The sequence below is a fragment of the Exiguobacterium sp. H66 genome, from assembly GCF_018618705.1.
In the GTDB taxonomy this organism is placed as follows: Bacteria; Bacillota; Bacilli; order Exiguobacteriales; family Exiguobacteriaceae; genus Exiguobacterium_A; species Exiguobacterium_A oxidotolerans.
The window spans coordinates 24067-30468 of the sequence record NZ_JACSMQ010000014.1 but is presented as its reverse complement, the minus strand read 5'-3'; the positions used below and the strand labels follow the sequence as shown (position 1 = coordinate 30468).

General features: G+C 47.9%; 8 protein-coding genes, 2 tRNA genes and 1 rRNA gene. 9 read left to right on the top strand and 2 right to left on the bottom strand.

Annotated features, from left to right (window positions below):
* The 8 genes from rrf to KNP88_RS15285 form a co-directional block, all read left to right on the top strand.
* Nucleotides 1-86 (top strand): 5S ribosomal RNA (rrf, locus tag KNP88_RS15320); the annotation flags it as partial.
* A 281-nt stretch (nt 87-367) separates the two neighbouring features.
* Nucleotides 368-444: transfer RNA gene (locus KNP88_RS15315), tRNA-Met, on the top strand.
* Between the two features lie 35 nt (nt 445-479).
* A tRNA-Met gene (locus KNP88_RS15310) sits at nt 480-556 on the top strand.
* 117 nt (nt 557-673) lie between these two features.
* Complete coding sequence (gene tsaE, locus KNP88_RS15305) at nt 674-1123, top strand: tRNA (adenosine(37)-N6)-threonylcarbamoyltransferase complex ATPase subunit type 1 TsaE (RefSeq protein ID WP_214894519.1); 450 nt, start codon at nt 674-676, stop codon at nt 1121-1123.
* The gene (gene tsaB, locus KNP88_RS15300; protein ID WP_214894518.1) at nt 1120-1773 is read left to right on the top strand and encodes a tRNA (adenosine(37)-N6)-threonylcarbamoyltransferase complex dimerization subunit type 1 TsaB; all 654 of its coding nucleotides are present in this window, start codon (nt 1120-1122) and stop codon (nt 1771-1773) included. Before tsaE ends, tsaB begins: the two co-directional genes overlap by 4 nt.
* Nucleotides 1766-2224: a ribosomal protein S18-alanine N-acetyltransferase gene (gene rimI, locus KNP88_RS15295; protein WP_029331901.1), complete on the top strand. Its 459-nt coding sequence runs from the start codon at nt 1766-1768 to the stop codon at nt 2222-2224. Before tsaB ends, rimI begins: the two co-directional genes overlap by 8 nt.
* Nucleotides 2221-3228: a tRNA (adenosine(37)-N6)-threonylcarbamoyltransferase complex transferase subunit TsaD gene (tsaD, locus tag KNP88_RS15290; protein WP_088838051.1), complete on the top strand. Its 1008-nt coding sequence runs from the start codon at nt 2221-2223 to the stop codon at nt 3226-3228. The genes rimI and tsaD overlap by 4 nt, the downstream gene beginning before the upstream one ends.
* Before the next feature lie 28 nt (nt 3229-3256).
* Nucleotides 3257-3826 carry a hypothetical protein gene (locus KNP88_RS15285; RefSeq protein WP_214894517.1) on the top strand — a complete coding sequence of 190 codons (570 nt, stop codon included), beginning with the start codon at nt 3257-3259 and terminating at the stop codon, nt 3824-3826.
* A gap of 58 nt (nt 3827-3884) precedes the next feature.
* Here KNP88_RS15285 and KNP88_RS15280 read toward each other — a convergent pair whose 3' ends face one another.
* On the bottom strand, nt 3885-4550 hold the full coding sequence (locus KNP88_RS15280) for a haloacid dehalogenase type II (protein WP_088838048.1): 666 nt from the start codon (nt 4548-4550) through the stop codon (nt 3885-3887).
* A 143-nt stretch (nt 4551-4693) separates the two neighbouring features.
* Between KNP88_RS15280 and KNP88_RS15275 the strand changes: the two genes are divergently transcribed.
* Nucleotides 4694-5341, top strand: coding sequence for a TVP38/TMEM64 family protein (locus KNP88_RS15275; RefSeq protein WP_214894516.1), 648 nt, complete (start codon nt 4694-4696; stop codon nt 5339-5341).
* Nucleotides 5342-5853: 512 nt separating this feature from the next.
* Here KNP88_RS15275 and KNP88_RS15270 read toward each other — a convergent pair.
* Nucleotides 5854-6309 (bottom strand): flavodoxin domain-containing protein, encoded by a 456-nt coding sequence (locus KNP88_RS15270; protein ID WP_214894515.1) that lies wholly within the window; start codon nt 6307-6309, stop codon nt 5854-5856.
* Between the last annotated feature and the right edge of the window lie 93 nt (nt 6310-6402).

Genomic DNA, 6402 nt, shown 5'->3' with positions numbered 1-6402 from the left:
GTTCCCATGCCGAACACGGAAGTTAAGCACTTGAACGCCGAAAGTAGTTGGGGGCTTCCCCCTGTGAGGATAGGACGTTGCCAGGCAATTGAAAAGGACCGATCTGCATCTTGCAGGTCGGTCTTTTTTCTCTTTAACAGACAGGCAATTCGCTACTTATTTTCTGCTAGGACAAAGTCGATAGGAAGGAAAAAAGAAAAAGATTATTATGTTGTCTACATGCTGAATCAAGCTGACAGCTGCTTAATTAAAAGCAAAAAGAGCATTTTCTGAGTTATTTTAAGAAAATATTTAAATAAAATTAATGAATTCCTTGTAATTTATGAAACGACATGTTATATTAATATCTGTCGAAACGTTATATCATCGCGGGGTGGAGCAGTCTGGTAGCTCGTTGGGCTCATAACCCAAAGGTCGTTGGTTCAAATCCAGCCCCCGCAACCAATTTTTAAATAATTCAAATCCGAAACGTTTATCGTCGCGGGGTGGAGCAGTCTGGTAGCTCGTTGGGCTCATAACCCAAAGGTCGTTGGTTCAAATCCAGCCCCCGCAACCAATTTTAAACTTAACTTCAACTTTACTACGAAACGTTCAGCGTTTCGTATTTTTTTTTGTCTTTTTTGTTCGGTACAATAGATACAATAGAGAAAGATGACAAGAGGAGGGACGCAGGATGATAGAACTTGAAATGGCAAATCTAGAAGAGACGACTACACTCGCAGTAACACTCGGACACCGTGCCTTCGCGGGGATGGTCATTACATTGGATGGCGATCTGGGAGCGGGAAAAACAGCGTTTACGCAAGGTTTCGCAAAAGGACTTGGTGTGACGCGTAACGTCAACAGTCCGACCTTTACAATCATGAAGGTCTATAATGGTCGTTTGCCGTTATACCATATGGATGTCTACCGTCTAGAGGGATCGGGTGACGACATTGGTCTTGAAGAATACTTGAACGGCGACGGGGTCGCAGTCGTTGAGTGGTCAAAGTTGATTGCAGACGTCTTGCCTCCGGAACGGCTCGTCATCACAATCGAACGGACAGGAGACCATGCACGACGTTTCCGTCTTCAGCCAATCGGTGAGGCGTACATTAAGATATGCGAGGGATTATGCTTATGAAAATCGTAGCGATCGATACATCAACAAAACAACTTTCTGTTGCGCTGTCGGACGGAACACAAATCATTGCGGAAGCATCGTATGTGACGTCCTTGAACCATGCCACGAAGTTAATGCCGTTACTCGAACGATTGATGCAAGAAGCGAACTGGTCACCAAAAGAATTGACACGCATTGTCGTCGCAGATGGTCCGGGTTCGTATACGGGACTGAGAATCGGAGCGACGACAGCTAAAACACTTGCCTATACACTCGGCATCGAACTGGTTGCCGTCTCGACGCTCGAACTGATGGCAGCATCAACAGGACGGACAGGACGGGTCGTCGCAATTCAAGATGCACGCCGCGGAACGGGGTTTGTTGGTATGTACGAAAACGGTGAGCGCGTTGGCGACGAACAACACACGACAGTCGCTGACTTTGTTGCGACGTTACCGACAGATACGTTGATGACAGGTGATACGGAAAAATTCGTTGACGCACTGCAACCGTTTGAAATCGTTGCGCCTGCGTTTCGGACACCACGTGCAGGTGTATTGGCTTTACTAGGCGCGACACGTGTCCCGGTCGATGTGCATGCATTTGAACCACGCTATTTACGCCTTGCCGAGGCAGAAGCGAAGTGGATTGAGGCGCAACGTCATGACTGACGCGCGTATTCGTAAAATGACAGTCGCCGATGCACCCGGTGTGCATGCGGTCGAACTGGAGTCCTTTGCGACACCTTGGACGCTCACAGCCTTCATCGCAGAAATGACGCAAAATCCGAATGCCTATTATCTTGTCGCAGAAACGGACGAAATCATTGGCTTTGCCGGACTTTGGCATATCGCGGATGAAGGTCATATCACGAACGTCGCTGTGAAACGTACGGCACGTGGGCTCGGGCTTGGTGAAGGATTGCTGGAGGAATTGATTGAAGTCGCGCGGGAACTCGGTCTGCGGGCCATGACGCTTGAAGTCCGCGTCTCGAATACACCGGCACGTACCTTGTATGAAAAACTCGGTTTTTTATATGCCGGAACACGCAAACGTTACTATCAAGACAATAATGAAGATGCAGCCATCTACTGGTTGGAACTAGAAGGAGACGAGACATGACACAACCATTGATACTTGCCATTGAATCAAGCTGTGATGAGACGGCAGCCGCCGTCGTCCGGGGAGGAACGGACGTCTTATCGAACGTCGTCTCGTCTCAAATCGAGAGCCATAAACGCTTTGGCGGAGTCGTCCCGGAAGTCGCATCACGTCATCACGTCGAGCGGATCACTTATGTCATCGATGATGCTTTGACGGAAGCGAACGTAACGATTGACGACATCGATGCGATTGCCGTAACGGAAGGGCCAGGTCTTGTCGGTGCACTTCTCGTTGGGGTCAGTGCAGCGAAGGCGCTCGCTTTCGCGCACGGTAAACCATTGCTCGGTGTCCATCATATCGCCGGACACATCTATGCGAACCGTCTCGTCCAGGAACTCGAATTTCCGCTCGTCTGCCTGATTGCTTCAGGCGGTCATACGGAATTGATTTATATGCCGGAAGACGGTGTGTATGAAGTGATTGGTGAAACACGAGATGACGCAGCAGGCGAAGCATACGACAAAGTCGCACGGACATTGAAATTACCGTATCCCGGTGGACCCCGGATTGACCAATTGGCACAAACAGGACAAGACACATTCCACTTCCCACGGATTTGGCTCGAAAAAGATTCGTATGATTTTAGCTTCAGCGGCTTAAAATCGTCTGTCATCAATGCGGTGCATAATGCAGAGCAACGGGGTGAAGTGATCATCCCGGAAGATTTGGCAGCAAGTTTTCAAGCGAGTGTCGTCGAAGTGCTCGTCGCTAAAGCGATTCGTGCCGTCAAAGAGAAGGGTGGAAAACAACTCTTACTCGCAGGTGGTGTCGCAGCGAACAAAGGGTTACGCCACGGATTGACGGAAGCTTGTCAGCGTGAAGGGATCACCCTCGTCATCCCACCGATGCACTTATGTGGCGATAACGCAGCGATGATCGGAGCCGCGGCGATTCATCCCTATCGGGCGCAGCGCCAATCGACACTTGCCATGAATGCAGAACCTGGGCTAGATTTAAAGTAAGGAATACGAGAGACATGGGGGAACCAACATGAAAAAAGTCATTATCGTCGTACTTGGTATACTCGTCGTGGTTGCGATCGGACTACAGATTCGCGAAATCGTCGATGCCTATCAAGTCGCTTACAAAGAGGAACTTGTCCCGGATAAGAAAGCAGTCGAAACGAATACGAAACAAGAACCGTTGTACGAAATCGGTCGTGCTGAAGGAGAGCAAACGCGGATCGAGAAGCTGTATGCGTTTGACCGGACGGTAAACGGTGAACTAAAAAATGTCGTTCTCGTCGACCGGAAGTACGGATTGACGAACAAGGCAAGTGACGATTACTTCACGATCGCACCGGGGAAACCGGCGACGGATGCGGAAAAGGAATCCTTCCAGCCGATGGTCGACCGTCTTGACGCGGAGCAAGTACAAGCAGAAGTCATCTCAAAGCACGAAGTAGTCGCAGTCGAGAATGATAAGAAACGCACACTGACACTCTATAAAGTTTTTTATAAAGATACAGATCAAAAAGAGTACCTCTTCTTCATCGAAAAAGACGGTGGACTGAAGCTCGATCTCTTCAAAAAAGGATATTCGCGTCTTGCGAATTACTAAAAAACAGCCGATTTTCCTCGATGTAACGGAGGAGTATCGGCTGTCTTTTTAGTTAACTTCATTTCCATTCGAGCAAACCGTTCAAGTCGTCATAGATGCTGTCGGGGTCGAGGTTCAGTTCTTCGACCGGTAAGCCGGACCGGTTGATCCAGGCCGTCCGGAAACCGAAGCTCTTCGCTCCTGTGATGTCCCAACCGTTCGAGGACATGAACAAGACTTCTTCGCGTTTCAGACCGAGTGTGTTCAACGCATGCATGTAAGCAGCGGGCGTCGGTTTATATTGTTTGATGTCGTCGACGCTGATGATGTGATCAAACAGTGATCCGAGTCCGGACTGCTCGATTAACGGATCAAGCATATCGTGGGAGCCGTTTGAAAAGACGGCCAATTGTTTGCCGCTCATCTCTTGTAAGACTGCTTCGACTTCGTCGTAATGCGACAGCTCGAGATAGGCCTCCATCAAGGCAGCAATGTTTTCTTCCGTCACATGCAACTTCAATTGTAAGAGGGCATAACGGAGTGCATCACGCGTCACTTGACTGAACGGAACGTATTGTCCATTCAGTTGACGTAAAAAGGAATATTCCAGTTGCTTTTGACGCCAGACTTGGCTGATGTCTGCGCCATGCTCCGGGTAGAGTTCTTCTGCTTTGACTTTAACAGCATGAACGTCAAATAATGTACCATAGACATCAAAGACGAGTGCTTTTATTGATTGTGTCATAGTTATCACCTTTCTACTTTCCGTGGTCTCTTTTAGTAGTTCCCAACATCGTCGGCAGACGAAACCTGTCCAGTCAGGCGTGATATGTAAGAAAAGGGGGAAACGACTGAAAAGGGCTTGTCGTGAAGAAATGGGGGGATATGATGTCACAACAACGAAAAATCTTAAAGATTGTAGGTATAATAGCGATCGTCATCGGACTGATTTGGTTCAGTCGATCGTATTTGAACATTAGTCCGACAGAAATCAAGGAATGGATTCTATCGTTCGGAATGTGGGCACCGATTTTGTATATCTTCCTCTATACCGTACGTCCGTTGATTTTCTTTCCGGCATCCGTCTTGTCAATCACAGGCGGACTGGCCTTCGGTGCCTTGATGGGAACGGTCTATACCGTCATTGGTGCAACACTAGGAGCAGTCGTCGCTTTTTTAGTCGCGAAAAAGCTCGGCAAAGGAGTTATTAAGAACGGTGCCGGAAAAGTCGATCAAATCCAGCAACAGCTCGAGAAGAATGGGTTTATCTATGTCTTAATCTTCCGTCTGTTACCGATTTTTAATTTTGACTTGATCAGTTACGCAGCTGGACTCTCGAAAGTTCGTTTATTGCCGTTCTTCTTAGCTACGCTGATCGGAATCATTCCCGGAACGTTCGCCTATAACTTTTTAGGGAGCAGCATCGTCTCGAAAGACCCACGGATCATCATCGGTGCAATCATCGTCTTTTTAATTTTGACGATCGTGCCGTGGTATCTTCAAAAACGCTGGAAAGCGAAAAAGAATCTTGGTTAAGCATTACATCAGGGGACTCTTCCGACATCGGAAGAGTCCTCATCGTGTGACAACGTGATATTGGTCAATACAAGTGCATTCCGTCTTGAATCGCGTGAAGCGAGTAAGTCCTTTTGAACGAGATAAGGGTAGCAGATGTAATATATGTTACCCTTCAGCGTGTAGACAAAGTAGTATGAGTGATAAAAGCTTGTCACCTTTCCGTTGCTTTCCTCGGGCGAGGGACAAGCCGTTGCTCCTTGATCCTAACGGACAACGAGCAGGGTCTTGCCTGCCTCTGAAAGTGCGTTAAAAACGCACTTTTCCCGTAGGAGTCAACGAAACGTGACGCTTTTTATGTAATACCGTGAGCGAAATCCAGGCATACAGCCGGTTTGAAGACGAGGCAAGACAAGGAAGCGCGAACTGATTGCATCCTCATGTAGAATTTTCATGATTTATAAGAGTTTGTCTACAGCCTGAAGGGTAGCGGATGCAATATCTGCTACCCTTGTCTGCTCTTTATTACCTCGTCAGTTCACGACAAGCTGTTCGACGTTTTTGAAAAATTCTTGTGCAAATGACCGGCAAGCCTGTTGTTTGTCGGTCGTATCCGGGTCAAATTCAATCTTTAGACCAGGTAAGACGATTTGTGCACCAGCTGACGTCAGAGCTTGTTCAAGCAAATCGACGGCCGCACAATATTTCGGATAATCGCGGTCACCGGAACCAAAGGCAGCAGCCGGAATGACGATTGAACTGGCAGCGAGCTCATCGACGAAGTCTTCTGCTTCATATGGGAGATCACCGTCGCCCCACGTGTAAGAACCAAGCAGGACGGCGTCATACTGCGCTAAGTCGCTTGGATATAGTTGATCGAGTTCTTCCGTCTGCACCTGGCAGCCGTTTTGCTCGAGTACTGATTTAAGTAAGTGCATGAGGTCTTCCGTGTTGCCAGACATGCTGACGAAACCGATCATGATTTTCATGACATGACACATCCTTTCATGGTAGGGCACGATTTCATTCTAAATGAAAATGATTCTCAATGCAAAGAGATAAAAAAAGACACCACATGCATA